The 26,079-nt window shown below is 72.5% G+C and carries 22 protein-coding genes; 16 read left to right on the forward strand and 6 right to left on the reverse strand.

All coding sequences use genetic code 11. The features are described 5' to 3' along the window. Positions 1 to 5: 5 nt before the first annotated feature. Genes K6I34_RS01785 through K6I34_RS01845 form a run of 13 tightly spaced genes read left to right on the forward strand, consistent with a single transcriptional unit; the run spans position 6 to position 14,523 of the window. Positions 6 to 1,544 (forward strand): right-handed parallel beta-helix repeat-containing protein, encoded by a 1,539-nt coding sequence (locus K6I34_RS01785; RefSeq protein ID WP_229322193.1) that lies wholly within the window; start codon positions 6 to 8, stop codon positions 1,542 to 1,544. A gap of 1 nt (position 1,545) precedes the next feature. Beyond that, positions 1,546 to 2,880, forward strand: coding sequence for an O-antigen ligase domain-containing protein (locus tag K6I34_RS01790; protein WP_229322194.1), 1,335 nt, complete (start codon positions 1,546 to 1,548; stop codon positions 2,878 to 2,880). Between the two features lie 8 nt (positions 2,881 to 2,888). Next, entirely contained in the window at positions 2,889 to 4,163 is a 1,275-nt protein-coding gene (locus K6I34_RS01795; RefSeq protein ID WP_229322195.1) for a glycosyltransferase, read from the forward strand. Continuing rightward, positions 4,160 to 5,395, forward strand: a complete 1,236-nt coding sequence (locus K6I34_RS01800; protein WP_229322196.1) for a class I SAM-dependent methyltransferase — start codon at positions 4,160 to 4,162, stop codon at positions 5,393 to 5,395. The genes K6I34_RS01795 and K6I34_RS01800 overlap by 4 nt, the downstream gene beginning before the upstream one ends. Before the next feature lie 13 nt (positions 5,396 to 5,408). Beyond that, on the forward strand, positions 5,409 to 6,203 hold the full coding sequence (locus K6I34_RS01805) for a glucose-1-phosphate cytidylyltransferase (protein ID WP_229322197.1): 795 nt from the start codon (positions 5,409 to 5,411) through the stop codon (positions 6,201 to 6,203). After that, on the forward strand, positions 6,200 to 6,847 hold the full coding sequence (locus K6I34_RS01810; protein ID WP_229322198.1) for a PIG-L deacetylase family protein: 648 nt from the start codon (positions 6,200 to 6,202) through the stop codon (positions 6,845 to 6,847). Before K6I34_RS01805 ends, K6I34_RS01810 begins: the two co-directional genes overlap by 4 nt. Before the next feature lie 3 nt (positions 6,848 to 6,850). Continuing rightward, entirely contained in the window at positions 6,851 to 7,876 is a 1,026-nt protein-coding gene (locus K6I34_RS01815; RefSeq protein WP_229322199.1) for an NAD(P)-dependent oxidoreductase, read from the forward strand. Then, the gene (locus tag K6I34_RS01820) at positions 7,864 to 9,147 is read left to right on the forward strand and encodes a DUF4910 domain-containing protein (RefSeq protein ID WP_229322200.1); all 1,284 of its coding nucleotides are present in this window, start codon (positions 7,864 to 7,866) and stop codon (positions 9,145 to 9,147) included. The genes K6I34_RS01815 and K6I34_RS01820 overlap by 13 nt, the downstream gene beginning before the upstream one ends. 5 nt (positions 9,148 to 9,152) lie before the next feature. Next, positions 9,153 to 10,463, forward strand: a complete 1,311-nt coding sequence (locus K6I34_RS01825) for a hypothetical protein (protein ID WP_229322214.1) — start codon at positions 9,153 to 9,155, stop codon at positions 10,461 to 10,463. Further along, the gene (locus tag K6I34_RS01830) at positions 10,460 to 11,407 is read left to right on the forward strand and encodes a glycosyltransferase family 2 protein (RefSeq protein ID WP_229322201.1); all 948 of its coding nucleotides are present in this window, start codon (positions 10,460 to 10,462) and stop codon (positions 11,405 to 11,407) included. The genes K6I34_RS01825 and K6I34_RS01830 overlap by 4 nt, the downstream gene beginning before the upstream one ends. Next, positions 11,404 to 12,606 (forward strand): polysaccharide pyruvyl transferase family protein, encoded by a 1,203-nt coding sequence (locus tag K6I34_RS01835; protein WP_229322202.1) that lies wholly within the window; start codon positions 11,404 to 11,406, stop codon positions 12,604 to 12,606. The genes K6I34_RS01830 and K6I34_RS01835 overlap by 4 nt, the downstream gene beginning before the upstream one ends. Continuing rightward, positions 12,603 to 13,154 (forward strand): dTDP-4-dehydrorhamnose 3,5-epimerase, encoded by a 552-nt coding sequence (gene rfbC, locus K6I34_RS01840; RefSeq protein ID WP_229322203.1) that lies wholly within the window; start codon positions 12,603 to 12,605, stop codon positions 13,152 to 13,154. Before K6I34_RS01835 ends, rfbC begins: the two co-directional genes overlap by 4 nt. Before the next feature lie 7 nt (positions 13,155 to 13,161). Beyond that, complete coding sequence (locus tag K6I34_RS01845; protein WP_229322204.1) at positions 13,162 to 14,523, forward strand: glutamate-1-semialdehyde 2,1-aminomutase; 1,362 nt, start codon at positions 13,162 to 13,164, stop codon at positions 14,521 to 14,523. A gap of 17 nt (positions 14,524 to 14,540) precedes the next feature. On the opposite strand, the gene K6I34_RS01850 is transcribed toward K6I34_RS01845, so the two are convergent. Further along, positions 14,541 to 15,221 (reverse strand): phosphatase PAP2 family protein, encoded by a 681-nt coding sequence (locus K6I34_RS01850; protein ID WP_229322205.1) that lies wholly within the window; start codon positions 15,219 to 15,221, stop codon positions 14,541 to 14,543. A 240-nt stretch (positions 15,222 to 15,461) separates the two neighbouring features. On the opposite strand from K6I34_RS01850, the gene K6I34_RS01855 reads away from it, so the two are divergent. Continuing rightward, positions 15,462 to 16,739 carry a hypothetical protein gene (locus tag K6I34_RS01855; protein ID WP_229322206.1) on the forward strand — a complete coding sequence of 426 codons (1,278 nt, stop codon included), beginning with the start codon at positions 15,462 to 15,464 and terminating at the stop codon, positions 16,737 to 16,739. Positions 16,740 to 16,783: 44 nt separating this feature from the next. Here the strand turns inward: K6I34_RS01855 and K6I34_RS01860 are convergent, their stop codons facing one another. After that, positions 16,784 to 18,676 carry a transglycosylase domain-containing protein gene (locus tag K6I34_RS01860; protein ID WP_374230772.1) on the reverse strand — a complete coding sequence of 631 codons (1,893 nt, stop codon included), beginning with the start codon at positions 18,674 to 18,676 and terminating at the stop codon, positions 16,784 to 16,786. A 384-nt stretch (positions 18,677 to 19,060) separates the two neighbouring features. Here K6I34_RS01860 and K6I34_RS01865 point away from each other — a divergent pair, with 384 nt between their 5' ends. Then, entirely contained in the window at positions 19,061 to 19,552 is a 492-nt protein-coding gene (locus K6I34_RS01865; RefSeq protein ID WP_229322208.1) for a BlaI/MecI/CopY family transcriptional regulator, read from the forward strand. Positions 19,553 to 19,570: 18 nt separating this feature from the next. Here the strand turns inward: K6I34_RS01865 and K6I34_RS01870 are convergent, their stop codons facing one another. The 4 genes from K6I34_RS01870 to K6I34_RS37980 form a co-directional block, all read right to left on the reverse strand. Further along, positions 19,571 to 21,214, reverse strand: a complete 1,644-nt coding sequence (locus tag K6I34_RS01870; protein ID WP_229322209.1) for a phospholipase C — start codon at positions 21,212 to 21,214, stop codon at positions 19,571 to 19,573. 50 nt (positions 21,215 to 21,264) lie between these two features. Next, complete coding sequence (gene efeB / locus K6I34_RS01875; protein WP_229322210.1) at positions 21,265 to 22,587, reverse strand: iron uptake transporter deferrochelatase/peroxidase subunit; 1,323 nt, start codon at positions 22,585 to 22,587, stop codon at positions 21,265 to 21,267. Next, positions 22,584 to 23,765, reverse strand: a complete 1,182-nt coding sequence (locus K6I34_RS01880) for an EfeM/EfeO family lipoprotein (RefSeq protein ID WP_229322211.1) — start codon at positions 23,763 to 23,765, stop codon at positions 22,584 to 22,586. Before K6I34_RS01880 ends, efeB begins: the two co-directional genes overlap by 4 nt. Positions 23,766 to 24,327: 562 nt before the next feature. Continuing rightward, positions 24,328 to 25,026: a nuclease-related domain-containing protein gene (locus K6I34_RS37980; RefSeq protein WP_229322212.1), complete on the reverse strand. Its 699-nt coding sequence runs from the start codon at positions 25,024 to 25,026 to the stop codon at positions 24,328 to 24,330. A gap of 363 nt (positions 25,027 to 25,389) precedes the next feature. Between K6I34_RS37980 and K6I34_RS01890 the strand changes: the two genes are divergently transcribed. Next, on the forward strand, positions 25,390 to 26,079 hold a 690-nt coding region (locus tag K6I34_RS01890), incomplete at its 3' end, for a DUF4142 domain-containing protein (protein ID WP_229322213.1).

The raw sequence follows: 26,079 nt of genomic DNA on the forward strand, positions 1-26,079 counted from the left end.
GACGTGTGGTGATCAAGTGGCGGAACCGGACGTTACCGGCGGCATTACTGGTGCTGGTCCTGCTGGCGGCGACCGGCTGTTCGAGCACGTCGGACGCCCCCGCGGAGGCGGACGGTACGCCCTCCACGTCCGGGGCGCCCTCCACGTCCGTGGCCCAGGTGTGCGCCAAACCCGGGGCCGGGCCGGCGAAGGCACCGGCGGGCGCGGTGACGGTCGACCCCGCGGTGACCGGTGACCTGGCCGCGAAGACCAAGAGCAGCCCCCCGAACACCACGTTCTGGCTCCGGCCGGGCAAGCACACACTCGAATCGGACCGCTACGCCCAGGTCGTCCCCAAGGAGGGGAACAGCTACCTCGGCGCGCCGGGCGCGGTGCTCGACGGCCGGAAGACCAACCAGTACGCGTTCAGCGGCACCGCCCGCGACGTCACCATCCGCTACCTGACCGTGCAGGGCTTCGTCCCGCCGCAGAACGAGGGCGTGGTCAACCACGACTCGGCCGACGGGTGGGTGATCGAGCACGCGACGATCCAGAACAACTCCGGCGCCGGGCTGATGGCCGGTGCCCGCCAGCAGGTCCGCGCCAACTGCCTGCGCGCCAACGGACAGTACGGAATGAACGCGTACAAGACCGGCGACCCCATCAGCGGCCTGGTGGTCGAGGGCAACGAGATCACCGCCAACAACACCGACGACTGGGAGCGGCGGCAGGAAGGCTGCGGCTGCACCGGAGGCGTGAAGTTCTGGGCCGTCAACGGCGCCGACATCCGCGGCAACTGGGTGCACGACAACCGCGGGACCGGGTTGTGGGCGGACACCAACAACAACGACTTCCGCATCGAGGACAACGTGCTGGAGGCCAACGACGGTGCCGCGCTGATCTACGAGACCAGCTACAACGCGGTCGTACGGAACAACACGATCCGGCGGAACAACTGGGTCGAGGGCCGCAAGTACGCCGACCGCGGCGACAGCTTCCCCTATCCGGCCGTCTACCTGTCCGAGTCCGGCGGCGAACCACGGGTCCGGGCCCGCACGGACAAGATCGAGATCTACCGGAACGTGCTGGAGAACAACTGGTCCGGAATCACCCTGTGGGAGAACGCCGACCGGTTCTGCAACAGCCCGGCCAACACCTCGTCCGGCGACTGCACGCTGCTGGTGCGGCACTCCGACCGCTGCGTGAAGTCGGCGATCGCCGGCGCGCCGCTCTACGCCGACTGCCGGTGGAAGACCCAGCGGGTGGACATCCACGACAACCGCTTCGTGCTGGACCCGTCCGTCGTCCACTGCACGGCGAAGTGCGACCGCATGGCCGTGCTGGCCAACTACGGCACCTATCCGGACTGGTCGCCGTACCAGGGCGAAGGGGTGGCCGAGGCGATCACCCTCAAGCAGCACAACCGCTGGCACGACAACACCTACACCGGACCGTGGAAGTTCGTCGCCCACGACCCGAGCCGGGTGCTCGACTTCGGGCAGTGGCAGGGCACGCCGTACCAGCAGGACGCGGGCAGCACCCTCGCCCCACGGGCCGGTGGTTGAGATGGGCGGGAACCCGACGCGCGGCGGGCCGCCGGGCGGACCGGACACGGCGGGCACGCGGCCCGGCGCCGGACCGTGCCCTGCCAACACACCGAGGAGCACACCGAGGAGCACACCGAAGACCGTCGGCATGGTCTGGGGGCTGCTGATCCTCAACACGCTCGGCTCCGCCGGGGCGAAGACCATCGTCCCGCTGCCCCGCTCCCTCATCCAGCTGGTCACCATGGGCTCGCTGGTCGCCGCGTTCACGCTGGCGCTCGCGCTCAACCTCCGGCTGCGCGTCCACGCCGGTGCCTTCCTGTTCCTGCTCACCCTGCTGCTGGTGCCGAGCGTGATCTCCAGTGCGCACCTGCAGTCCGGGTTCGGCGCGCTGTTCCGGTGCTCCCGGCTGGCTCTCTTCATCGGCACGCTGTGGCTGCTCAGCCGCTGGTGGGACGGCGGCATGACGTTCGTCCGGCACCACATCCGGATGTACTTCGCGGTGCTCGGGTCGGTGGCCGCCGGCCTGGTCGCCTCACCGGGCGCGGCCATGCCCGACCTCTACGGCGGGCGGCTGGTCGGCGCGCTGTGGCCGCTCACGCCACCGCAGATCGGGCAGTACGCCGCGGTGATCACCGGGCTCGCCGTGCTGCTCGTCCTGGGCCGCCGGACCGACAGGGCCAGCGCGGCGGTGGTCATCGTGCCGTCACTCGCCCTGCTCGCGCTGACCCATACCCGGACGGCCACGCTCGGCCTGTTCATCGGGCTGACGCTGGCGGTCGGCTCGCTCGTCCTGACCAGCGCCGCGGCCCGCCGGTTCTTCACCTGGGCGGTGCTGTGCGCCGTGGTGGCCGCGGTGGGGCTCAGCTCCGCGCTGCAGACGTGGTTCCTGCGCGGGCAGAGCCAGGAGAACTTCTCCAACCTCACCGGCCGGGCCAAGGTCTGGGACGCCCTGCTGGCAGCGCCCCGGACGACCACGGAGCAGCTGTTCGGCGTGGGCCTGGGCGACAAGTCGTTCGGCGGGCTGCCGATCGACAACAGCTGGCTGGCCGTCTACAACGAGCAGGGCCTGACCGGCGCGGCCATCGTGGCGGCGGTCTTCGTCGTGCTCGGCGGCGTCGCGCTGCTGCGGCCGCCGTCGCTGTCGAGGGCCTGCGCGATCTTCCTGATCAGCTACTGCGCGATCGCGTCGTACACCGAGGCGGGGCTGGGCGACGCCTCGCCGTATCTGCTGCATCTGGCCGTGGCCGCCTCGCTGCTGGCGACACCCGCCGCGGCCGAGCCCCTCGCGACGTCCCTCGCGACACCCGGAGCCCCTCGACGACGTACCCCGCGATGGGCCGGGGATCGGAGGTGACCGCAGACATGCGCGTACTCGTGGTGCACAACCGCTACTCCTCGGCGCAGCCGAGCGGCGAGAACAAGGTCGTCGACCAGGAGGTCGAGCTGCTGCGCGCGGCCGGCCACCGGGTCGAGCTGTTCGAACGGCGCAGCGACGACATCGCCGCCCGGTCCCTGCCGGGCAAGGCCGCGGTGCCCCTGCTGGTGCCGTGGAACCCGGCGGTCCGTGCGGAGCTCGCCGCCCGGCTGCGCACCGAGCGGCCGGACGTCGTCCACGTCCACAACGTCTTCCCGCTCCTGTCGCCCGCGGTGCTGGCCGCCTGTGCCGACGCCGGTGTGCCCGCCGTCGCCACGCTGCACAACTACACCCAGGTCTGCCCGCCCGGCACGCTGCAGCGGGACGGCCGGCCGTGCACCGAGTGCGTCGGTTCGGCGCCGCTGCCCGCCGTCCGGCACGGCTGCTACCGGGGCTCCCGGCTGGCGACGGTGCCGCTCGCGGTCAGCCTGTCGGTCAACCGGCGGCGGTGGTGGTCCGGAGTGGAGCGGTTCTTCTGCATCTCCGCGGCGCAGCGCGACGTCCTGGTGCGGGCCGGCATGCCGGCCGAACGGCTGGCGGTGAAGCACAACTTCGTGCCCGAGCCGGGCGTGCGCCGATCGGGCGCGGGCGAGCATCTGCTCTATCTCGGCCGGCTCGCGGAGGCCAAGGGCGTGCGGCTGCTCATGGCCGCGTGGGACGGGATCGCGGCGAGCGGCGGTGTGGGCGTACCGCTCGTGATCGCCGGTGCGGGGCCGCTGGAGCGGGAGGTGACCGCCTGGGCGGCGGGCCGGGACGACGTGCGGTACGTCGGCCTGTACGACCCGGCCCGGTGCCGGGAGGCCATCGCGCGGTCGGTCGCCGTGGTGGCTCCCTCGACGTGGCTGGAGGCGTTCGGCCTGGTGGTCGTGGAGGCGATGGCGGCGGGGGTCCCGGCCGTCGCCGCCGGGCACGGCGCCTTCACCGAACTCGTCGAGGACGGGATGACCGGGCTGCTGCACCGGCCGGGCGAGCCCGCCTCGCTCGCGTCCTGCCTGCGCCGGATCACGGCCGGGCAGGACCGCAACCAACAGATGGGCCAGGCGGCCCGGCGCCGTTACGAGCAGGGGTTCAGCCCGGCCGTCGGTCTGGAGCGCCTGGTGGAGGGGTACCGCACCGCGATCGCGGTGCGGTCCGGCGGCGGGGACGGCCCGCCGCCTTCAGGGAACGAAAACGCCGGCTCGCGGCGGGGCACCCGCGCGGGCAGGGATGGGGGCAGTAGATGACACGATGCAGACTCTGCGGCTCGGCGGCGCTGGCGAGCGTCGTCGACCTGGGGGCGACCCCGCCGTGCGAGAGTTTTCTCGCCACGGACCAACTGGACCAGCCGGAGCCCGCGTACCCGCTGCATCTGCGGGTCTGCACCGACTGCTGGCTCGCGCAGATCCCTCCGCTGATCACCCCGGAGGAGACGTTCAGCGAGTACGCGTACTTCTCCTCCTACTCGACCTCCTGGGTGGAGCACGCGCGCACGTACGTCGCCGACGCCGTGCGGCGGGTGGGGCTCGGCACCGACGCCTTCGTCGTCGAGGTCGCGAGCAACGACGGGTACTTGCTGAAGCACGTGGTGGACCGCGGGATCCGCTGCCTCGGCATCGAGCCGTCGGTGAACGTCGGCGCCGCGGCGCGGGACGCGGGTGTGCCCACGCTCACGGAGTTCCTGTCCCCGGCCACCGGCGCGGCCGTCCGCGCCGAGCACGGCCCGGCGGACCTGGTCGTGGCCAACAACGTGTACGCGCACATCCCCGACGTGGTCGGGTTCACCCAGGGGCTGCGCGCCCTGGTCGCCGACGACGGCTGGGTCTCCATCGAGGTGCAGCACCTGCTGACCCTGATCGAGAAGAACCAGTACGACACGATCTACCACGAGCACTTCCAGTACTACACGGTCGCGTCCGCGATCCGGGCGCTGGCGAGCGGCGGGCTCGCGCTCGTGGACGTCGAGCTGCTGCCCACGCACGGCGGCTCCATCCGGCTGTGGGCCCGGCCCGCGGAGGTGGCCGGGGAGCCCAGCCGGAGGGTGGCCGACGTGCTGGACCGGGAGAAGGCCGCCGGGCTGCAGGAGCTGTCCGGGTACACCGAGTTCTCCGCCCGGGTGGCCAAGGTGCGCCGGGACCTCCTGCGGTTCCTCGTCGAGGCGGCCGAGCGCGGCGAGACGGTGGTCGGCTACGGCGCCCCGGGCAAGGGCAACACCCTGCTCAACCACTGCGGCATCCGGCCCGACCTGCTCGCGTACACGGTCGACCGCAACCCGTACAAGCACGGCAGGTTCACCCCGGGCACCCGCATCCCGATCCTGCCGCCCGAGCGGATCGCCGCCGACCGGCCGGACTACGTCCTCGTCCTCCCGTGGAACCTGCGGGACGAGCTGGTCGAGCAGTTGTCCTTCGTGCACGACTGGGGCGGCCGGTTGGTCTTCCCCATACCGGAACTGAGCATTGTCGAGGCCACGTCGTGAAAGAGGTTGCAGCATGAAGGTCGTCCTGTTCTGCGGCGGTTACGGGATGCGGATGCGCAGCGGAGCCTCCGACGACGTGCCCAAGCCGATGGCGATGGTGGGCCCGCGGCCGCTGATCTGGCATGTCATGCGCTACTACGCGCACTTCGGGCACACGGAGTTCATCCTGTGCCTCGGTTACGGGGCGCACCACATCAAGAATTTCTTCCTCACCTACGAAGAGACCACGTCCAACGACTTCGTGCTGCGGGGCGGGAAGACCGAGCTGTTGTCCACCGACATCGCCGACTGGACGATCACGTTCGCGCAGACGGGCATCGAGTCGCCGATCGGGGAGCGGCTGCGCCGGGTGCGGCACCACCTGGACGGCGACGAGATGTTCCTCGCCAACTACGCCGACGTGCTCACCGACGCCCCGCTGCCGGAGATGATCGACCGGTTCGCCCGGCGCGACGCCGGCGCGTCGATGATGGTGGTGCCGCCGCAGTCCTCGTTCCACTGCGTGGACCTGGGCGAGGACGGCCTGGTGGGGGGCATCACCGCGGTGAGCGAACTGCCGCTGTGGGAGAACGGCGGCTATTTCGTGCTCCGCCAGGAGGTCTTCGACCACATCCCGGAGAACGGCGACCTGGTCGCCGACGGATGCGCCCAACTGGCCAAGCGCGGCCGCCTGATGGCCCACCAGCACCGCGGTTTCTGGAAGCCGACCGACACCGTGAAGGAGCGGGCCGCACTCGACGCCGCCTACGCCCGGGGCGACCGCCCGTGGGCCGTGTGGGAGCGGGACACCGCCGGGGTGAGGGCGTGATCCGGCTCGGGGCCGGGCCCCTGGACCGGATCGTCGCGGTGGGCGCGCACTGCGACGACATCGCCATCGGCGCCGGTGGCACGCTGCTGACGCTGTGCCGCGCGCGGCCGGGCATCCGCGTCGACGCGCTGGTGCTCTCCGGCGGCGGCAGCGAGCGGGAGCAGGAGGAGCGGGCCGCGCTCGCCGCCTTCTGCCCGGGCGCAGACCTGCGGCTGACCGTCCACAAGCTGCCGGACGGGCGGCTGCCCGCGCACTGGGACGAGGCCAAGGCCGCCGTCGAGGAGCTGCGCGAGCGGAGCGAGCCGGAGCTCGTGCTGGCCCCGCGCACCGACGACGCGCACCAGGACCACCGCGGCCTGGCGCGGCTGATACCCACCGCGTTCCGCGACCACCTCGTGCTCGGCTACGAGATCGTCAAATGGGACGCCGATCTCGGCCGTCCGACGGCCTACCAGCCGCTGTCGCCGGAAATCGCCGAACAGAAGGTGCGGCTGCTGCAGGAGCACTACCCCTCGCAGCGGCACCGGCCCTGGTACGACCGGGAGGCCTTCCTCGGCCTCGCGCGGATCCGCGGCATCGAATGCCACGCGCGCTACGCCGAGGCGTTCACCGTCACCAAACTCACTCTCGACCTGGGGGATTGAACCTTGCGCGTACTGCTGACCGGACACCAGGGCTACCTGGGCACCGTGATGGCCCCGGTGCTCACGGCGGCCGGGCACGAAGTCACCGGCCTCGACGCCGGCCTGTTCGCCGACTGCCTGCTGGGCCCGGCGCCCGCCGACCCCGCGGGGCACCGGGTGGACCTGCGTGACGTCACGGCCGACCACGTGGCCGGGGTGGACGCCGTGATCCACCTGGCCGCCCTGTCCAACGACCCGCTGGGCTCGCTGGCGCCGGAGCTCACCTACGACATCAACCACCACGCGTCCGTGCGGCTGGCCCGGCTGGCCCGCGACGCCGGAGTGCGGCGCTTCCTGTACGCGTCGACCTGCTCGGTCTACGGCGCCGCCGGGGGTGACGAGCTGGTGACCGAGGACGCCCCGCTGCGCCCGGTGACGCCGTACGCGGAGTCCAAGGTGCGGGTGGAGGACGATCTGCACGCGCTGGCCGACGGCGACTTCAGCCCGGTGTTCATGCGCAACGCCACCGCCTTCGGTTACTCCCCCCGGCTGCGCGCCGACATCGTGCTGAACAACCTGGTGGGCCACGCCCTCCTGTCCGGCGAGGTGCTGGTGCTCTCCGACGGCACCCCCTGGCGTCCGCTGGTGCACGCCGCCGACATCGCACGGGCCTTCGCGGCCGCGCTGACCGCGCCGCGGGAAGCGGTGCACGACCGGGCGTTCAACATCGGCAGCGAGACCAACAACGTCACGGTCGCCGAGATCGCCGAGCAGGTCGCCGAGGCGGTGTCCGGCGCGAAGGTGGTGATCACCGGGGAGACCGGTGCCGATCCGCGGTCGTACCGCGTGGACTTCTCCCGGTTCCGCGCCGCGATACCCGGCTTCGACTGCGAGTGGACGGTGAAGCAGGGCGCGCTCGAACTCGCCGACGCCTACCGGAAGCACGGGCTGACCCGGGAGGACTTCGAGCGCCGCTTCACCCGCCTCGCCGTGCTGCGCGCGGCGTCCGACGCGGGCACCGTCGACGACACCCTGCGGTGGCGCCGGTGACCGCGGTCGGCGAGGAGATGCACGCGCTGGTGGAGCGGTTGTACCCGCTGTGCCGGAGCATCACCGGCGACGGTGTGCGCGCCACCCTGAGGATCGTCGGCGAGTACGTCCCGCTGCAGGTGCACGAGGTGCCGACCGGCACCCAGGTGCTCGACTGGACGGTGCCGCAGGAGTGGAACATCCGGGACGCGTACGTCGCCGACACCGCGGGCAACCGGGTCGTCGACTTCGCCGCGTCCAACCTGCACGTGCTCGGCTACAGCGTGCCGGTGTCGGCGACCATGCCGCTGGCCGAGCTGCGCCCGCACCTGCACACCCTGCCGGACCACCCGTCCTGGGTGCCGTACCGCACCAGCTACTACAAGCCGCAATGGGGGTTCTGCCTGGCCCAGGAGACCCTGGACGCGCTGCCGGACGGCGAGTACGAGGTGCGCGTCGACTCCACGCTCGCCGACGGCCACCTCACCTACGCCGAGCACGTGGTCCCCGGGCAGGTCGCCGACGAGGTGATCGTCTCCTGCCACGTCTGCCACCCGTCGCTGGCCAACGACAACCTGGCCGGCATCGCGGTGGCCACGTTCCTGGCGCGGGCGCTGGCGGAGCAAACGCCGTACTACACCTACCGGTTCGTCTTCGCGCCCGGCACCATCGGGGCGATCACCTGGCTGGCCCGCAACGCGGAGCGGATCGATCGGGTCAAGCACGGGCTGGTGCTGGCCTGCGCCGGTGACCCGGGCCGGCTGACGTACAAGCAGAGCAGGCGCGGCGACGCGGAGATCGACCGGGTGATGCGGCACGTGCTGCGCGCGTCCGAACGCCCGCACCACGTCACCGAGTTCACTCCGTACGGCTACGACGAGCGGCAGTACTGCTCGCCCGGGTTCGACCTCGGCGTGGGCTCGCTCAGCCGGACCCCGTACGCGGGTTACCCCGAGTATCACACCTCGGCGGACAACCCGGACCTCGTCTCCCCGGAGGCGATGGCGGACACGCTCGCCGTCTGCCGCGAGGCGTTCGCCGTCCTCGACCGCAACCGGCGGTACCTCAACCTCAGCCCCTACGGTGAGCCCCAGTTGGGCCGCCGTGGGCTGTACGACTCGCTCGGCGGCCGCAGCGACGCGAAGCAGGCCGAGATGGCCATGCTCTGGGTGCTCAGTCTCTCCGACGGCGAGCACAGCCTGCTGGACGTCGCCGAGCGGTCCGGGCTGCCGTTCGACACCGTCGCCGCCGCGGCCGACGCCCTGCACGGCTCCGGACTGATCAAGGCATGACGCCGATGCCCACCGAGGGGGAGAAGACGACGGCACCGGCGGCACCGGCCGGGGAGACCCGGCGGTCCGACCGACGGGGCGTCGTCGGGCGGCTGTCCTGGGGGCTGGCCGACCAGGCGGTCTCCAGCATGATCAACTTCGCGGTGGGCATCTACGTCGCCCGCGAGCTGGGGGTGAACGCGTTCGGCGTGTTCAGCCTGGCCTGGCTGACCTACGGCGTGGTGCTCAACGTCTCCCGCGGGCTGGCCACCGACCCGCTCGTGGTGCGGTTCAGCGGCGTGCCGGAGGCGACCTGGCGCGCGGCGGCGGCCCGGTCGTCGGGGGCCGCGCTCGCTGTCGGCGCCGGCCTCGGCGCGGTGTGCCTGCTGGTCGGGCTCGGCCTCGGCGGCGACGTGGGGCCCGCGTTCGCCTGCCTCGGCGTCGCCCTGCCGGCGCTGCTGCTGCAGGACGCCCGGCGGTTCGCGTTCTTCGCCGCCGGGACCGGGCAGAAGGCGTTCGCCAACGACCTCGTGCAAGGCGTCGCGCTCGTCCCGGCCATGGTCGTGGCGGCCCGGGTGGGCACCGTGGCCGCCTTCGTCCTGGCCTGGGGCGCCGCCGCCGCGGTGGCCGCCGGGTACGGCTTCCTCCAGTCCGGCATCCGGCCCCGGGTGACCCAGGCACGCGGGTGGCTCCGCGAGCAACGCGACCTCGGCTCCCGGTACCTGGTCGAGAACGTCAGTCTCAGCGGCGCGAGCCAACTGCGGGCGTACGGGCTCGGTGCGATCGCCGGAGTCGGCGCGGTGGGTACCGTCCGGGGCGCCGAGCTCCTGCTCGGCCCGTTCCTCGCGCTGCTGATGGGGCTGTCACTGGTCACCGTGGCGGAGGCGGCACGGGTGCTGCGGCAGGCACCGCACCGGCTCGGCAGGTTCTGCCTCCGGCTGGGCGGCGGGCAGGCCGGTGCCGCGCTGCTCTGGGGCGGGGCGCTGCTGCTGATGCCGGACCGGCTCGGCGAGCTCGTCCTCGGCGACGTCTGGCACTCCGCCTCCGGGCTCATCGTGCCGGCCACGCTCGGCGTCGCCGGCGCCGGCCTCGGCAGTGGCGCGGCGGCCGGGCTGCGCGCGCTCGCCGCGGCCCGGCGCAGTGTGCGCTGCCAGCTGTTCGCCTCCACCTGCTACCTCGGCGGCGGGCTCGGCGGTGCGGCCCTGGCCGGCACGGTCGGCTCCGCCTGGGGCGTCGCCTCCGCGACCGCCTGCGGCTCGGCCGTGTGGTGGCTGCAACTGCGAGCCGCCCTGCGTGAGCACCACCGCAATCCCCTCCCCGAAGTGAGGACGCCATGACCGCCCATCCCCGGCTGAGCATCGGCCTGCCGGTCCACAACGGCGAGGAATACCTCGCCGAGTCGCTCGACGCCCTGCTCGGCCAGACCTACGAGGACTTCGAACTGGTCATCTCCGACAACGCCTCGACCGACGGGACGCAGGACATCTGCCGCAAGTACGCCGCGCAGGACTCACGTATCCGGTACCTCCGGCTGTCCCGGAACATCGGCGCCGCGCCGAACCACAACTACGTGTTCACCGAGTGCCGCGGCGAACTGTTCAAGTGGGCCTCGCACGACGACCTCTACGCCAGGGATCTGCTGCGGCGCTGCGTGGAGGCGCTGGACGAGCGGCCGGACGTGATCCTCGCGCACTCCGGCCAGGCGGTCATCGACGGCGACAGCCGGGTGAAGGTCCCGTACGAGTACGGGCTCGCCACCGACTCGCCGCACGCGCCGGAGCGCTTCCGCAGCTTTCTGTTCGAGCCCGGCGGCGACGACTTCTACGGGGTGATGCGGGCCGACATGCTGCGCCGGGTGAAGCCGCACGACAGCTACCACCACGCGGACCGCACGTTCGTCGCCGAGATCGTCCTGCACGGGCCCTTCCACCAGGTGCCGGAGCTGCTGTACTTCCGCCGCGACCACCCCGCCCGCGCCGAGCGGGCGAACCCCTCCAAGCGCTCCCGGTGCGTCAACCTGGACCCACGCCGGGCCGGCCCGCTGCACCCGACGCCCAGGCTGCTCGCCGAGTACGTCTGGGGCTTCGTCGCGGCGATCCGGCGGGCGCCGTTGTCCCCCGCCGACCGGCGTGCGTGCCTCCGCCACCTGGCGGCGTGGATGTCCAGCCGGGTCCGGCCGGGCGCCGGCGAACGGGTCGAGGACCGCGCCCCCGTCGACCCGGCCCGGCTCACCGTCTCCGTCGACGATCTGGTGGCCGGCCGCGAGGGACGGAAGGCATGAGGAGACCGGTACGCGTCGGGGTGTTCGGCCTGCTCGGCTCCGGCAACCTCGGCAACGACGGATCGCTGGAGGCCGTGCTCGGCTACCTCCGCGCCGAGCGCCCCGAGGCGGTCGTGGACGCGCTGTGCGGCGGGCCCGAGGTCGTCGCGGCCCGGTACCGGATCCCCGCGACGCGGCTGCACTGGTACCGCGGGGAGTACCGGACCGCGTCGCGTGCGGGCGCGGTCGCGGCCAAGGGCCTGGGCAAACTCGTCGACGCCGTCCGCACCGCCGCCTGGGTGCGGCGGCACGACGTGGTGATCGTGCCGGGCATGGGCGTCCTGGAGGCCACGCTGCCGCTGCGGCCATGGGGCTTCCCGTACGCGCTGTTCCTGCTCTGCGCGAGCGGCCGGCTGTTCGGCACCCGGGTCGCGCTGGTCGGCGTGGGCGCCGCCCCGATCGGCGACCGCCCGACCCGGGCCCTGGTGCGCTGGTCGGCGCGGCTGGCCACGTACCGGTCGTACCGGGACACCCTGTCGCGCGACGCGATGCGGGCGATGGGCGTGGACACCGCGCGCGACGAGGTCCACCCGGACCTCGCGTTCGCCCTGCCGGTGCCGCCGCCCGATCCCTCGGGCCGGGTCTGCGTCGGCGTCATGGACTTCCACGGCGGCAACGACGACCGCGCCCGCGCCGAGGAGATCCACCGCCGCTACCTCGACGGGACGACACGCTTCGTCCGCGCGCTGGTCGAGGACGGCAGGCAGGTCCGGCTGCTCACCGGCGACGACTGCGATACGACGGTCGCCGCCGCGATCCTCGAAGCGGTGGACTCGCCCCTGGTCACCGCCGCGGAGACGGCCTCACTGGCCGACCTGATGAAGGAGACCGCGGCCGCCGACAGCGTGGTGGCGACCCGCTACCACAACCTGGTCTGCGCGCTGAAGACCGGTACGCCGACACTCGCGCTCAGCTATGCGGCCAAGAGCGACGCGCTGATGGCACAGATGGGCCTCGCCGCGTACTGCCACCCGGCCCGCGAGGTCGACGCCGACCGGCTGCTCGAACAGTTCCGGGCGCTGGAGAAGCGATCGGCGGAGCTGCGGCAGACCCTCGCCGAACGGAACCAGGCCGCCGTCCGGCAACTCGACCGCCAGTTCGCCGCCTTGACCGCCGCCCTGTTCCCGGCGGCCGACCACGCCCTACGGGAGACCCCATGAAAGCGACCGAAGTCCCGGCGATCGACGGCGCGTACCTGTTCGAGCCGACGCCGTACGCCGACGAACGCGGCTTCTTCTGCCGCACCTTCGACGCCGACGTGGTCCGCTCGGTGGGGCTCGACCCGAATGCCTTCATCCAGGACAGCGTGTCCCGCTCGGCCCGGGGCGTGCTGCGCGGCCTGCACCTGCGCTCCGGTGCCGGCGAGGCCAAGCTGGTGAGGTGCTCGTACGGGAGGATCTTCGACGTCGTCGTGGACCTGCGGACGGACTCGCCGACCTACCGCAACCAGGCCTCCTTCGAGCTGTCCGGCGAGACGCAGGTGACCCTGTACATCCCGGCGGGGTGCGCGCACGGCTTCCAGGCGCTGACCGAGACCGCCGACACCTCGTACCGGATCGACCGCCCGCACGATCCGGCCGAGGACGTGACGATCGCCTTCGACGACCCGGAGCTCGCCATTCCGTGGCCGCTGCCGGTCACATCGATGTCCCAGCGGGACCGGGAGGCACCGAGCCTCGCCGAGATCTTGAAGCAGAAGGAGAGGTGAGGTCGGCATGAACGCCGAAGACACTCAAGGCACCGAAGCCGCCGGAGATACCGAAGAATTCCAGCTGCCGCGGTCGCGGGAGGCGAACGAGCGGCTGCACGCGATGATCCCCGGAGGCGCGCACACCTACGCCAAGGGCGACGACCAGTACCCCGAGGACCTGGCCCCGGTCATCAGCCACGGACGCGGCGCCCACGTGTGGGACGTCGACGGCAACCGCTACATCGAGTACGGCTCCGGCCTGCGATCGGTCAGCCTCGGCCACGCCCACCCGCGCGTGACCGAGGCGGTGCGGCGGGAACTCGACCGCGGCAGCAACTTCGTCCGGCCGTCCATCGTGGAACTCGAGGCCGCGGAGCGCTTCCTGGCCACGGTGCCGACCGCCGAGATGGTGAAGTTCGCGAAGAACGGCTCCGACGTCACCACCGCCGCGGTGCGCCTCGCCCGCGCCGTCACCGGGCGCCCGCGGGTGGCCATCTGCGGCGACCATCCGTTCTTCTCCGTCGACGACTGGTTCATCGGCACCACGCCGATGCCCGCCGGCATTCCGGCGGCGACCACCGAGCTCACCGTGACGTTCCCGTACGGGGACCTGGCCGCGACGGAGGAGCTGCTCACCCGGTACCGGGACGAGATCGCCTGCCTGATCCTCGAACCCGCCGCCCACACCGAACCTCCGCCCGGATACCTCGCCGACCTGCGCGAGCTGGCCGACCGGCACGGCTGCGTACTGATCTTCGACGAGATGATCACCGGCCTCCGCTGGTCCGAGGCGGGCGCCCAGGGCCTGTACGGCGTCGTCCCCGACCTCTCCACGTTCGGCAAGGCGCTGGGCAACGGGTTCGCCGTCTCCGCGCTCGCCGGGCGCCGCGAACTGATGGAGCGGGGCGGGCTGCGTCACTCCCACGACCGGGTGTTCCTGCTGTCCACCACGCACGGCGCGGAAACGCACTCGCTGGCCGCCGCGATGGCCGTGCTCACCACCTACGTCGAGGAGGGCATCACCGCGCGGCTGCACGCCCTCGGCGAGCGGCTGGCCGCCGGTGTCCGCGAGGCCGCGGCCGGCATGGGCGTCGGCGACCACGTCGTCGTCCGGGGCCGGGCCAGCAACCTGGTCTTCGCCACCCTCGACGAGAACCGGCAGCCGTCGCAGCAGTACCGCACCCTGTTCCTGCGCCGGCTCCTCGCGGGCGGGGTACTGGCCCCGTCGTTCGTGGTGAGCAGCGCGCTCGACGACGCGGACATCGACCGCACCGTCGACGTGGTGGCCCAGGCGTGTGCGGTGTACCGGAAGGCACTGGACGCCGCCGACCCCACCCCCTGGCTGGCCGGGCGCCCGGTGAAGCCCGTATTCCGCCGCCTGGCGTGACGTGACATGACGTGACGTCAGCGGCGCTCGCTCCGGCCGGCGTCGGCCACCCGGTCGGCCATGCGATCGACCAGTTGCGCGGTCGCCGGTACCACCGCCAGCGCGGTGCACCAGCCGCCGAGGACGTCGGTCGGGTAGTGCGCGCTCAGGGCGACCTCCGCCCAGCCCATGGCGGCCCCGGCCACCAGCGCCGCGGCGAGCACGAGCGATGTGCCGGCCGTCCTGCCGAGGCCGAGCCGGCCGGTCACGAGCAGCGCCACCACGAGGGCGAGCGCGGTGGCGAAGGCGGTGTGCCCGCTCGGGTAGGACAGGTTGTCGGCGCCGTGGATGGTGCGTCCCACCAGGGGCTTGACCAACGTCGTCGTCGCCACGGCGAGGCCGGTACCGGCGACGACGAGCACCGCCGCGCGAGGGCGCCGAAGCAGCAGACAGCCCGTCACGACGGCCGCGACCAGCATCGTCGATCCGGCGGGCTCCCCCCAGAAGTCCAGGGCCAGAGCGACGGACCGCCACGGCGGCCGCACGCTGTCCGCCGTCGGCCGGACGATCCACCGGTCCACCGTGCCGGACTCGCCGTGACCGCTGTACAAAACCCCGAGCACGACGCCCATCAGCGCCGCGAGCGCCGCGATCAGCCCGAGCCACGCGCGCAGCGACGGGGGCAGCACCGGCCCCTTGTCCGACCGGTGGGCAGTCATGAATCAGCGGCCTCCCGTTTCCCCCGTCCCAGGCCCTCCTGAAGGCTGCCCGGCCCGCTTTCGACTCCGCCCCAGTGTCCACCGAAAGCACACGCGATGCCCTGCGAACGGGACAGGTCGCACGAGATCGCGCCCGGTTCGTGCGCGGTGGTCGCGGACCACCCGGCGCGGCGGGGCTGTCGGAGCGACCTGTGATACTTGGCGCCAGAACATCTGTTTACGGCGCCAGGGGGTAGTACGTTGTCGAAAAGGACCTTCCGGGGCACGACGGCTCTGGTCACCGCGGGTGCCGTGACCACCCTCGCGCTGGGGCTCTCCGGATGCGATTCCGGCAAGGGCGACGACGCCAAGGGTCCGTCCTCGTCGGCACCGGCGTCCTCGCAGGACGAGGCGAAGAACGTCCCGGAGGACGGGGCCGCGGGGAGCAAGAAGCCCGAGGAGCCGTGGGACGGCAAGGTCCACGTCCTCGGGGACGGCTCGACGTCCTACACCGGGCCGCAGCCGAACCAGCCGAAGCCGGAGAAGCTGAAGCCGGGCGAGAAGCCCCCGCAGTTCGTGGTCTTCTCCTGGGACGGCGCGCTGGAGGGCGACGACCACCAGCTCTCCCACTTCCGCGAGGTCGCCAAGGCGAACAACGCGAAGATGACGTTCTTCCTGAGCGGCATGTATCTGCTGCCGAAGTCGAAGTCCGGGCTGTACAAGCCGCCGCAGCACAAGCCGGGCGAGGCGGCTATCGATTTCGCCACGGACCCGCACATCAGGGACACCGTCGAGCAGATCCGCGGTGCCTGGCTCGACGGCAACGAGATAGGCACGCACTTCAACGGCCACTTCTGCGGCGCCAAGGGCGGCGGCGACTGGAGCACCGCCGAGTGGAAGAGCGAGATAGAGCAGTCCTACTCCTTCGTGGAGAACTGGAAGACGAACACCGGCCTCACGGATCTCCCCCCGCTGCCCTTCGACTACAAGAAGGAGCTCGTCGGCGGCCGCGCCCCCTGTCTGGAGGGGCAGAAGACGCTGATACCGGCGGCGAAGCAGTTCGGCTGGCGGTACGACGCGAGCTCGCCGGGCGACTTCCAGATATGGCCCTCCCAGATCCAGGGCGTCTGGAACTTCCCGCTGCAGCTGCTGCCGTATCCGAAGAGCGAGAAGCAGGTCCTGTCGATGGACTTCAACTTCCTCTACAACCAGTCCGGTGACAACACCAAGGGCGACCCGGCCAAGTACGCGGAGTGGCGCAAGCTGACGCGCGACGGCTATCTCAACGGCTTCGAGCGGGTCTACAACGGCAGCCGGGCGCCGATGTTCATAGGCAACCACTTCGAGGACTGGAACGGCGGCATCTATATGAAGGCCGTCGAGGACGTCGTGAAGTCCATCTGCACGCGGGACGGCGTGCGCTGCGTGTCCTTCAAGCAGCTCGCGGACTGGCTGGACGCCCAGGACCCGAAGGTGCTGGCGAAGCTGCGCGGGCTGGACCCGGCACAGTCGCCGGACTGGGCGACGTTCGTCAAGTAGTCCGCCGCCGGGGGTGGGGCCGGACCGGTCCGGCCCCACCCTTCTCAGCCCTTCTGTCCCGCCATGTACGTCGTCCAGATCCCGATCGGGTAAGGGGTACCGAGCGTGGACGTGGCCGCGCCGCCGATGCCGTCGAGCGGGAGCAGTTCCTGCGTCGTCGGGTCGATGCGGGAGAGCGAGACGGCGGTCACGAGCTTGCCGCGGTAGCCGACGTACCAGGACGACTTGTTCTTGGCCTCGGTGCCGGTCTTGCCCGCGCTGTCGGCCCCGGCCGCCGCGGCGGCGGTCGCGCTGCCCTTCCTGACGGCGTCGCGCAGGGCGGCGTCCACGGCGGTCGCGACGGACTGCGGCAGGGCCCGCTCCGGTGTCGGCTTCTCGACGGGCACGTCGTCGCCGTTGCGCGAGAGCTTGCCGACGGAGTACGGCTCGCTGTGCATGCCCCGGGCGGCGAAGGTGCCGTACGCGCCCGCCATCCGGATCGCGCTGGGCGTGGTGTTGCCCAGGGAGAACGCGGGCACCTTGGTGCCGAGACTGTCGGCGAGCAGCCCCGTCTTCACCGCCGTCTGCCCCACCCGGTCCAGGCCCACGTCCATGCCGAGCTGCATCAGCGGGGTGTTGACGGACTGGGCGACGGCGTCGTGCAGGCTGATCCTCCCCCACGACCTGCCGCCGTCGTTGGCGCCCTTGACGATCTTCCCGGAGCGGTCCCAGTACGGGCCTTCCGGCGTCATCAGGGACACCTTGTCGTCACCGTTGTAGAGGGTCTCGGGGGACACCGGGGTGCGGGGCTTGTCGCGTTCGCGCTGGATGCCGTCGCCGAGGGCGGCGGCGTAGACGAACGGGGTGAAGGCGGTGCCCGCCGGGACGACGGACGAGTTGGCGTCGTTGAAGCCCTGCTTGAGGTAGTCGGGGCCGCCGTACAGGGCCACGACGCGCCCGTCCGTGGTGACCGAGGCGGCGCCGACGCGCACGTTCTTGTCGGCGTCGCGCTTCTCCGGGTCGAGCTTGCCCCGCGCCTCCTCGACGGCCTTGTTCAGCGCGTCGACCTTCGGCTTCTCGAAGGTGGTGCGGATCTGGTAGCCGCCGAGGTCGAAGTCGTGGTCGGTGACGTTCGTGTGGGCGCTCACGTAGGCGCGCGCGGTCTCCACCAGATAGCCGGTCTGGCCGGTGAGCCCGGCGGGCTTCGGCGGCGCCTGCGGCTCCGGGAACGTCTTGTAGGAGGCGCGCTCTTCCTTGGAGAGCTTGCCGATGGCGACCATGCGGTCGAGGATCCAGTTCCAGCGGTCGACGGCGCGCGCGTGGTTCTTGGGCCCGAGGGCCGGGTCGTAGAGCCCGGCGCCCTTGAGCAGCGAGGCGAGGAAGGCGCCCTCGCTCGCGTTGAGCCGGGAGACGTCCTTGCCGTAGTAGGCGTGGGCGGCGCGCGCGATGCCGTAGGTGCCGCGGCCGAACCAGCTGGTGTTGAGATAGCCCTCCAGGATGTCGTCCTTGGACATCCGGTTGTCCAGCTTGATGGCGATGAACATCTCCGTGAACTTGCGGGAGAAGGTCTGCCGCTGGTTGAGGTAGGCGTTCTTGACGTACTGCTGGGTGATCGTGGATCCGCCCTGGGTGCTGCCGCCCGTCACCATCCGGGTCACCGCGCGGGTCATGCCGCTGACCGAGATGCCGCTGTCGGAGTAGAAGGTCTCGTTCTCGGCGGCGAGCGCGGCCCACCGCACCTTCTCCGGGATCTTGTCCAGGGCGGTGTCCTGCCGGTTGACCTCGCCGGTGCGGGCCATCTCGGTGCCGTCGGCCCAGTAGTAGACGTTGTCCTGCTGGATGGCGAAGGCGTTGAGGTCGGCGGGTATGTCCGTGCGTATGTACATCACCGTCACCAGGGCGGCGATGAGCGCTCCGGCGGAGAGGAACAGGCCGGTGGTCTGGCGCCACGACGGCACCCAGCGCCGGAATCCCTGACGCCCCGGGCGCGGGTAGGCGGGGAGCAGTCTCCGCTTCCGTCCACGGGGAGCGGCGCGCCTCCTCCCGTGGGACGCGGCGGCGTGTCTCCGGCTGGACGGGGCGGCGTGCTTCCGGGCGTGCGCCCCATTTCGTCGTTCGAACACCACTCGACCCTATGACGGGCCGGGCCGTCCGGGTACCCAAGATGTCCGTGGATTCCGAATCAGGCGTCCTGTTCGGGTACCGTATCGTTTCTACACCCCTGTAAAAGCAGTAGATCTTGGGCCATACCGTCCGGGAACACCCGGAGGCCGGTCCCCGGGAATGTCCCGGGAGGCGCCCGGGAGACGACGCCCTTGAGAGCAGCAGAAGGACGCCGCCCGATGGACACCCCCATGGACTCCCCGAAGGACACCTTGACTGACGCCTCGACGGACATCCCGACGGACATCTCGATGGACATCCCGATGGACACAGGCGCACCGGTCGCCGTGGTGCGCCCGCGCCACGGCCGCCGTCGCGCGAGCGGTGCCCTGGAGGGCGAGGTGCTCGCCGTGCTGCAGCAGGCGGCGGGCCCGCTGACGCCGCGCGAGGTCCAGAGCGGCCTCGCGGGCGAGCTGACGTACAGCACGGTGGTGACGATCCTCTCCCGGCTGCACGGCAAGGAGGTGCTCTCGCGGACGCCGCGGGGGCGCGCCTACGCGTACGCGCCGGTGGCGGACGAGGCGGGCCTGGCGGCGCGGCGCATGCGGAAGGTCCTGGACGGCTCGGCGGACCGGGAGGCGGTGCTGACGCGGTTCGTCTCGGAGCTTCCGCCGTCCGACGCGGCCGTGCTGCGCTCCCTGTTCACCAGCGCCTTCCCGCCCGCCCGCTGACCGGCGCCGGGCGCGGCCTCACCGCTCCGTTCGCGTCCTGACCGACCCGTCCGGGTTCAGGAGCAGCTTCCCCGGGTGGGGGTGGTCGAAGTCGAACATGTTCAGCAGGGAGCCCGCGCGGCTGTCGAAGGACGAGCCGCCGATCGGCGCCGTGTGCCAGTTCCACTCCACGAACCCGAGGACCGAGATCTGCTCGGTCGGGGTGTGGTCGACGGCGTTGACCTTGCTGTACGGGGAGAGCACCAGGAGCGGCAGCCGGGGCCCCGGGCCGCAGCGCCCGGGGAGGCCGCCGGCCGGTGCGGGACCCTGGTGGCAGGCCGGGCTGTCCACGGCCCGGCCCTTGGGGCCCTTGCCGCTGTCGCGCGACCCGTTGAGCGGCTCGGCGTAGGCGTGGTCGTACCAGCCGTCGGAGTCGTCGTAGGCGATCACGACGGCGGTGTGCCGCCACTCCGGCGCGCTCTGGATCCTGTTGAGCCACTCGACCAGGAAGTGCTGCTCGTCGAGGGGACCGGAGTAGCCCGCGTGGCCGTCCTGGTAGGCGGGGGCCTTGAGGAAGCTCACCGCGGGGAGCCGTCCCGCGCGCAGGGCCGCGTCGAAGTCGGCCAGGTCGTACTGATGGTTGGCCCGGCCGTCGTGGCCGATCTCGGCGACCGACCGGGGCGGCAGGTGGTGCGGGTTCGCGGTCGACGCGTAGTACTGGAACGGCGCGTGGTGCGGGCTGTAGTCGATCACCCGGGCGCCGCCGGTGTTGGTGTGCGCGGTGCCGGAGCACTTCGCGTGGTGGCCGCTCCGGCCGTCCCAGGGGGTGCTGGGCCGGAAGCCGCCCTGGAACCAGCCCCAGGTGACGCCCTTCTCGTTGAGCCGGTCGCCGATGTTGGGCCCGGTGAGGGCGGCCAGCGGGCTCCGCGCGGTGCGGTCGGCGCCCGAGCAGTCGTCGTACGCGGGGTCCGGGTCGTTCACGACCGTGCCGAGGCCGTCGGCGCCGGGCGCGTACACGGCGTACGGGTCGGGTTTCGCGGTCCGCCGCGGGTGCTCGGTGCCGGAGGCGGGATCGGTGGAGAAGGCCCCGTGCGTCTGGCCGGAGACCAGGTTGAGCGCACCGGGGGTGGAGGGGCCGTAGGTGGTGCCGAAGGACCGGTCGTTCATGCTGAAGCGCTGGGCGTAGTTCCACAGGGCGGTGACGGTGTTCCCGTCGTAGTAGTCCATGACCAGGCCGGGCTCGCCGAACAGCTTGCCCGAGCACTTGCCCGAGTCGGTGTTCTGCACGAAGCGATCCGCCCGGCCGCCGTTCGCCGCGTACTGCTCGGGGCTGTAGGAGTGGTTCTGGTCGCAGGTCATGGCCTGGTGGGGGCCGAGCCGCTTCGGCGCGTACAGGTTGGGGTTCTTCGTCAGCAGGCCCGCGGTGCGGAGGTTGTCGACGCGTGCCGGGGTGCCGCGGGCGGCGGTGAAGCGGGTGCCGTCGGTGTTGGCGGCCCTGGGGTAGGTGGCGAAGTAGTGGTCGAAGGAGACGTTCTCGTCGAAGATCACCACCAGGTGCTGGACGGGCGACGCGGTGTCCGCGGCGCGGGGGGCCGCGGGGCCGGTCTGTGCCACGGTGAGCGCGACGGCGCCGATGGCGGCGACGGCGGCGGGGCAGCGGGTGACGGCGGCGTTACGGGCCATGGGCGATCCCACCTCTCGTGCATCAGGTCTTGTGCATCAGATCTCGTGCATCAGGGCTCGTGCATCAGAGCGCGGCCGTACCAGTCCGCGCCGTCCCGCACCCCTGGCAGCGCGTAGAAGTAGCCGCCGCCGAACGGCGTGACGTAGTCGGTCAGCGGCTCGCCCGCCAGGCTCCGCTGGACGGCGGTGAACTGCCGCCGGAGGTCCTGCTGGTAGCAGCAGAAGAGCAGCCCCATGTCGAGGTTGCCGTTGGTGTCCGTGCCCCGGTCGTAGTTGTACGAGCGGCGCAGCAGCCTGCGGTCCTCGCTGCCGGGGGTGCGCGGGCCGGCGACGCGGATGTGGCTGTCGAGCGGGACGACGTCGCCCTTGGGGTCGTGGGCGTAGCGCGGGGCGTCGGTCTCGAGGTCGCCGTCGAGGGGTGCCCCGGTGTCGCGGCTGCGGCCGAGGATGCGCTCCTGCTCGGTGAGGGAGATCCGGTCCCAGAACTCGACGAGCATGCGGATCAGCCGCACCACCTGGTAGCTGCCGCCGTGCGCCCAGCGGGGTTCGCCCGTGTGCGGGCCGGCCCAGACGAGGCGGTCCATGAGGCGGGCGTCGCGGGTGTCGGGGTTGGCGGTGCCGTCCTTGAAGCCGAAGAGGTTGCGCGGGGTGCCGGAGGGGCGGGGCGGCGAGGTGAAGCCGTCGAGCCGCCAGCGGATCTGCAGGCCGCCGCGGGTGTGCCGCGTCAGGTCGCGCAGGGCGTGCAGCACGGTGTCCGTGGTGTCGGCGCACAGCTGGACGCTGAGGTCGCCGTGGCACCAGGCGGGGTCGAGGTCGTCGTCCGGGAAGGCGGGCATGGGCCGTAGCCGCCGGGGCGCGCCGCCCGCCAGCCCGAAACGGTCGTCGAAGAGCGAGGAACCGACGGCCACGGTGACGCGGAGATCGCCGTCGGCGGGGAGCTCGGGCCCGAGCAGGCCGGAGTCGGGGGGCGGGCCGGTGATGCCGATGGGCGGCGGGGTGCCGCCCGCCGTCAGGAAGCGGGCCCGCTCGGTGAGCGTCCGCAACAGCTCGACGAGCTCGCCGCGGCCCTCGGCCGTCACATCGAACGCCGTGAAGGCCGTGACACGGGCGGGTCGGGTGAGCACGGCCGCCTGGTGCGCACCGTGAAAGGGGCAGGGCGGCGGCGCGTACGGGGGCTGGAGCCGGGGTGCGGTGCCGTCGTCGGGAGCGCTGCCGGGAGCACTGTCAGGAGCGCTGTCGGAAGCGTCGCCGGTGCTGTCGGCGCGGGCCGGGAGCCGTCCGGTCACGGCCCCGCCGAGGCCCGCGGCGGCGCCGTGCAGCAAGGTGCGGCGGCGCGGTGGGGGCACGCGCCACGGGCCTGTCCTGCCCGTCATGGCATTCTCCGGGGCTCGCAGAGGGTCGCGACCGACGCCAGGCGTTCCGCCAGGTCACCGATGGCGGCGTCGACGCGTCGGCGATCGGCCGGGGTGAGCCGGTCGAGCGGGGTCCAGTCGCCGTCCCCGTCCTCCTCGACCGGGCCGAACCGGTCGAGGAGGCGGGTCGCGTGGTCGAGGCGCCGGTCGAGCGCGGGCAGGTCCGGGTAGCGGCCCCGGAGCAGGGGCCGCAGGCGGCCGAGGACGGCGCGAGTGCCGTCGAGATGGGCGCGGGCGGTGGCGAGGCCGCTCCCGCTGCCGTGGTCGGTGCGGCCGGTCAGCTCGTGCTGCAGGGTGTCCTCCAGGATCTCGTGGGCACGCCGCCCGAGGTCGGCTGGGTCCATCCGGGTCCGGGACCAGCGCTCGCGCAGCGCGTGGACATCGGAGGCGAGCCGGTGCGCGGCCACGCGCAGAGCGGGCCCCCGCTCGCCATGCCACAGGCCGTGCTCGACGCGGTGGAACCCGGTGAACCCGGGATCGGCGACACCGCCGGGAAGACCGGCCGTATCACCGTCGATGGCGCGCCCCGCATCACCGAAGGCGTCGTACGCGGCGCCCAGGCGCGCGTAGTCGAGGTGGGCGGGGAGCCAGGCCGCGCGAGCGGCGGCCCGGTCACCGCTGTCGACGGCCGCGCGGAGGACGTCCGTCGCCGTCACGAGCCGGTCGATCCGCGCGGCCGCCCAGCGCTGGTAGTCCAGGGTCGGCGGTGTCAGCTCCTCCCGGGTCACGGGCAGCGCGGCAGGACCGCTGCTCTGCCCGGTGGCGGCGTCCCTCGCGGTGGCGTGGACACGCACGGCGGGGCCGAGGACGGGGTCCGCGTCCTCCGGCAGGCAGACGAACGCGTACGTACCCGGCCCGAGCCCCGCCATGAGCCGCCTGCGCGCGCCGGGCGCGATCCCCTCGACCTCGCCGAGAACGGCACCGGTACGCGCGTCCACGAGGTGGATGTCGGTGGGAGCGGCCGCCGTGTTGTGCAGGACGAACGTCTGGAGACCGGTGCGGGGAAGCGGCCAGGGGCGGCCGCAGGCGCCCGGCGACACCTCGACCACCGACGGCGGCGGCCCGAGCCGCACGGGGGCGGCCCCCGACGGCGCCGCCAGCACGAGCACTCCCCCGACGACCAGAACGAACCGGACCACGGTGCGCCGCGTACGCCTGCGGCCGGCCTTCGGCCCAGCGACGGACTTCGGCCCGCGGCCGCCCCCGGTTACGGTCACGGCCCCGGTCGCGGTCGCTGTCCCCGGTTCTGGCGGGGGCGGAGCCTCGGGTGTCGGCGATGGCGCGGCCCCGGTTCCCGGAGAAGGCGATTCCCCGGGTTCCGGCGAGAGGGGAGCCGGGGTATGGAAGCGGTCGCCGCGGAAGCCACCGGTACGGAAGGAAGAGACGCCGAAACGGCGGAAGGGAAAGACGCCGAAGCGGTCGATGCGGTCGGTACGGAAGAGAGAGGCGCGGAGGCGGTCGGCGCGGGAGCTGCGGGCGCGGCCGGGTGGCATGGGGGACTCCCTCCGGTCCGGGCGTCGGGCACGGCATGCTCGCCCATGCTCGTGGAACCGACCCGCCCGGCGGAGCCACCGCCCTCGAAAGAGGGCATGGATTCACCCGCCCGGTGTCACGTCATGCCGCGCTCCTTCACATCGCGCCCACCTCGTCCGCTGCCGCGCTCCTTCGCATCGCGCCCATCCCGTCCGTGTCACCCCCCCGTCATGCCCACAGCCACACACGCCGGTTGCGGGCCACCGTGTGGATGCGGTCGGCGCGCCGTGGGTGCAGCACCCCGCCGGTTCTGCCGAGCGTGGTCGTCTCCGTCTCCTTCAGGACCCGTACGTCCTCCAGCGTCGGCGACACCTCCAGGCTCTCGGCGCCCACGAACACCAGCACCGGCCGCACCTGGACGGCGTAGCCGCATCCCCGCGACAGGACGAGCGAGGCCCGCGCCGCGTCGTGCCGGATCTCCCGTACGTACGGGCGCGGGTGCCGGTCCCGGGAGATGTGCACGACGGTCTCGCCGACCCGGATGCGGGCCTTGTGGGCGTCCTTGACCGCGATGCCGAAGACACCGCCGGGCCCGATGAGGAGGTGGGGTATGACCGAATCGCCCGGGAGGACGATGGAGTGGACCACTTCCCAGCCGCCCGCCGTCAGCGCCTCCAGCTCCGCTCCGACGGTCTGCTCGGCGGCGAGCGCCCGGCGCCAGGCGTCCTCGACGGGCCGTCGGCCGAGACAGCGGGCGAGCACCAGCGCGGCACGGCCGGTCCGGGACGTGTCGAGCCGGGCGCGGAGCGTCTCGCCGGGCCGGTTGGGGGCGAGGTCGTCGTCGGGCGGCAGGAACAGCCGCTCCGGGTCGAAGGCCTTCCCGTTCGCGCGCTTCTTTCCGTCAGTCCCGTCAGGCCGCTCGCGCACGCGCACCACCCCCACCCGCCATCTTGCCGCAGAAGCACGGGAACCAACCCGTCCGGCAGTCCGTTGGCGAAGTGAGGCCCCGCGACTTCCCCCCGATCGCGGGGCCTCACCAGTGCCCGGCGTGGCACGCGCGCCCCCGGGGTCCGGGGTGCGGAACCGGTCAACGTACCAACCGCCCCGGCGGGCAAGGGCACCTTTCCCTTCGCCGTGACGCAGGCCACACGAGTGCCCCGAATCGCGGGAAGTCGGTGAAGGTCCAGGCCAGCCCCCGGTTCCGGGGCTGGGCCCGGCGGGTGGCGCCGCCGAACTCCCTCGCGGATCAGAGCCGAGGGCCTACCGTGCGGTGCCGCACGAGGAGGCATCATGCGATCGTTCACCGGCACCGGCCTGGTCGTCACCGCGCTCACGGCGACCCTCGCCGCGCTGCTCTTCCCCGTCTGGTCGTACCGCGACCGCACGGGCACCGGGGCCGTCGACCTCACCGCCGGATCCGTGGCCACGCCCTTCGGCCCGCTGTCCGCGATGGACCGCGATTTCGTGGACCGCGTGCGGCTGGCGGGGCTCTGGGAGCTGCCCGCCGGGCAGCAGGCGGAACAGCGTGGCACCACGGCCGCCGTGCGGCGCGCCGGGGAACACCTCGTCGAAGGCCACACCGCCCTCGACCAGCACGTGCGCGAGGTCGCCGCGCGGCTCGGCGTCGACCTGCCCAGCAGGCCCAACGCCCAGCAGCAGAGCTGGCTGGCACGGCTCGACGCCGCGCACGGCGAGGCGTACGACCGGGAGTTCGCCAATATCCTGCGGCTCGCGCACGGCACCGTCTTCACCGTCGTCGCCCAAGTGCGGGCCACCACACGTAATTCCGCGGTGCGGGAGCTCGCCGACGACGCGAACGCCACCGTTCTGGACCACATCAAGATCCTCGAGGCCACCGGCCTGGTCGACTTCGACGCCATCGCGGCCGACACCAAGCCCCAGACCCTCCCGGCCACACCGAGCGCCCGCTCCCCCATCCGGCGCGACCCGCACCCCGGCTCCGGCTTCCCCACCTCTGTC

This window comes from Streptomyces sp. UNOC14_S4 (assembly GCF_020740835.1).
Taxonomy (GTDB): domain Bacteria; phylum Actinomycetota; class Actinomycetes; order Streptomycetales; family Streptomycetaceae; genus Streptomyces.

What these genes read in the sequence shown, in the direction of transcription:
- K6I34_RS01790 (WP_229322194.1), top strand. Translation starts at nt 1,546, where the DNA reads ATGGGCGGGAACCCGACGCGCGGCGGGCCGCCGGGCGGACCGGACACG.
- K6I34_RS01795 (WP_229322195.1), top strand. Translation starts at nt 2,889, where the DNA reads ATGCGCGTACTCGTGGTGCACAACCGCTACTCCTCGGCGCAGCCGAGC.
- K6I34_RS01800 (WP_229322196.1), top strand. Translation starts at nt 4,160, where the DNA reads ATGACACGATGCAGACTCTGCGGCTCGGCGGCGCTGGCGAGCGTCGTC.
- K6I34_RS01805 (WP_229322197.1), top strand. Translation starts at nt 5,409, where the DNA reads ATGAAGGTCGTCCTGTTCTGCGGCGGTTACGGGATGCGGATGCGCAGC.
- K6I34_RS01825 (WP_229322214.1), top strand. Translation starts at nt 9,153, where the DNA reads ATGCCCACCGAGGGGGAGAAGACGACGGCACCGGCGGCACCGGCCGGG.
- K6I34_RS01830 (WP_229322201.1), top strand. Translation starts at nt 10,460, where the DNA reads ATGACCGCCCATCCCCGGCTGAGCATCGGCCTGCCGGTCCACAACGGC.
- K6I34_RS01835 (WP_229322202.1), top strand. Translation starts at nt 11,404, where the DNA reads ATGAGGAGACCGGTACGCGTCGGGGTGTTCGGCCTGCTCGGCTCCGGC.
- rfbC (WP_229322203.1), top strand. Translation starts at nt 12,603, where the DNA reads ATGAAAGCGACCGAAGTCCCGGCGATCGACGGCGCGTACCTGTTCGAG.
- K6I34_RS01845 (WP_229322204.1), top strand. Translation starts at nt 13,162, where the DNA reads ATGAACGCCGAAGACACTCAAGGCACCGAAGCCGCCGGAGATACCGAA.
- K6I34_RS01850 (WP_229322205.1), bottom strand. Translation starts at nt 15,221, where the DNA reads ATGACTGCCCACCGGTCGGACAAGGGGCCGGTGCTGCCCCCGTCGCTG.
- K6I34_RS01865 (WP_229322208.1), top strand. Translation starts at nt 19,061, where the DNA reads ATGGACACCCCCATGGACTCCCCGAAGGACACCTTGACTGACGCCTCG.
- K6I34_RS01870 (WP_229322209.1), bottom strand. Translation starts at nt 21,214, where the DNA reads ATGGCCCGTAACGCCGCCGTCACCCGCTGCCCCGCCGCCGTCGCCGCC.
- efeB (WP_229322210.1), bottom strand. Translation starts at nt 22,587, where the DNA reads ATGACGGGCAGGACAGGCCCGTGGCGCGTGCCCCCACCGCGCCGCCGC.